The organism is Actinoallomurus acaciae (assembly GCF_042429965.1).
GTDB lineage: Bacteria > Actinomycetota > Actinomycetes > Streptosporangiales > Streptosporangiaceae > Actinoallomurus > Actinoallomurus acaciae.
Window position 1 is genome coordinate 1 of sequence record NZ_JBHLZP010000947.1, and the last position, 1725, is coordinate 1725.

A 1725-nucleotide genomic window follows, 5' to 3' on the forward strand; every position below is an offset into this window, starting at 1 on the left:
ACCGGCGACCCCGGCGTACGCGCCCTGCTCGCCCGCTGCCGTGCCGGGCTCGGCGAGGACGCGTTCGCCGCCGCCTGGGCGCGCGGCCGCGATCTCGCCGAGCCTGAGACGTTCGCCGGTCAGACCAGCGCCCGCAGGTAGTCGTCGACGGGCGCGTCGTAGACGCCGATGTAGCCGTCGGGCCGTACGAGCACCAGGCCGTCGGTGCCGTACGCGCGGCGGGCGTGTCCGGCCGGGTCGGCCAGGTCGGTGTCGCCGTCGCCGATCGTGTAGGCGCGGACGGCGGTCCCGTACCGCTCGTTCACCCGCGCCACGGTCTGCGCGTGCCCCGCCCCGAAGGCCAGCAGCGTGAAGTGCGGGCCGCGGAAGACGTCGAACAGGCGTCCCTCCCGCAGCGGCGCGTCCGGCGCCCGCTCCCCGGCCTTCTCGCCGCCGACCGACAGTGAGGCGCCGGGATAGCCGAGGCCGAGCTGCTCGGTCTCCTCCCCGCGGCGGTACGCCTCGGCCTGGCGTTCGGACATCCCCCGGTACAGCCGGGTGCTGAGGCCGAGCACGCCGGCGGCGACGGGGAGCCGCTCCTCCTCGTAGGTGTCCAGCGCCCGCTCGGCGGCCAGCTTCCAGCCGAGGTTGTAGGCGTCCTGGACGCCGGTGTTGAGGCCCTGCCCGCCGGCGGGGGAGTGCACGTGCGCGGCGTCCCCGGCCAGGAAGACCCGGCGGTCGCGGAACCGCTCGGCCATCCGGATGTTGACCCGGTACACCGACATCCAGCCGGCGTCGCGCAGCCGTACGTCCGACACCTCCGAGACGATCTTCTGGAACGTCGAGAGCGTCAGCTCCGGCGTGTCGTCGCCGGTGAGCGGGGCGGTGAGCTGGAAGTCCTCGGTGCCCGGCAGCGGGCAGAGCCCGAAGTGCAGCGTCTGGGACGCCATGTCGCCCCAGATGTGCCAGTGGTCCCGGTCCACGTCGTCGGTGCGGACGTCGGCGATGAGCATCCGCTCGGCCTCGTGCGTCTCGCCCTCGAACCCGACGCCGAGCCGCTTGCGCACCACGCTCCGGCCGCCGTCCGCGCCGACGAGGTAGGCCGCGCGGATCCGTTCGCCGCCGGCGAGTACCGCCGTCACCCCGTCGTCGTCCTGCTCGAAGTCGACCAGCTCACCCCGTTCGACCCGCCCGCCGAGCCCGGTCAGCCGGTCGCGCAGGATCTGCTCGGTCCGCCACTGGGGGACCATCGTCACCGTCGGGTACGGCACCTCCGGAGTAGGCTCCTTCGGCTCGTGCATCCGGCCCTCCCAGACGACCTGCCCGCCCGCGTACGAGCGCAGCGGCGGGTAGGGCGCCCCGGCGGCCAGGACGGCCTCCAGCACGCCGAGGTCGTCGAAGACCTCCAGCGTGCGGGGTTGCAGACCCTTGCCGCGCGACCCGGTGGAGGGCTCCTTCTCGACGATCCGGACGGCGACGCCGCGCCGGGCGAGGTCGCACGCGAGGGTCAGTCCGGTCGGCCCGGCGCCGGCGATCAGTACCTGTGTCTCGTTCATGGTCCGTACGGTGCCGGGCGCCGCTGTCAGCTCACCGGCATCCCGCTGTCAGCCGGATGCCATCGACGATCAGCCGCAGGCCGTACTCGAAATGTTCCTCCGGGCAGGGCGCGGCCAGGTCGCCGGCCGCGGCGTGCAGGTTCGGGTGCGCGCCCGGGTCGAGGGCCTCGGCCAGGCGCGCGGCCAGTTC

The 1725-nt window shown here is 74.4% G+C and carries 1 protein-coding gene; it reads right to left on the reverse strand.

The window, feature by feature from the left end; translation table 11 throughout:
* Positions 1-119: 119 nt before the first annotated feature.
* Positions 120-1535, reverse strand: coding sequence for an FAD-dependent monooxygenase (locus ACFFNX_RS49220; RefSeq protein WP_378213372.1), 1416 nt, complete (start codon positions 1533-1535; stop codon positions 120-122).
* Positions 1536-1725: the final 190 nt, after the last annotated feature.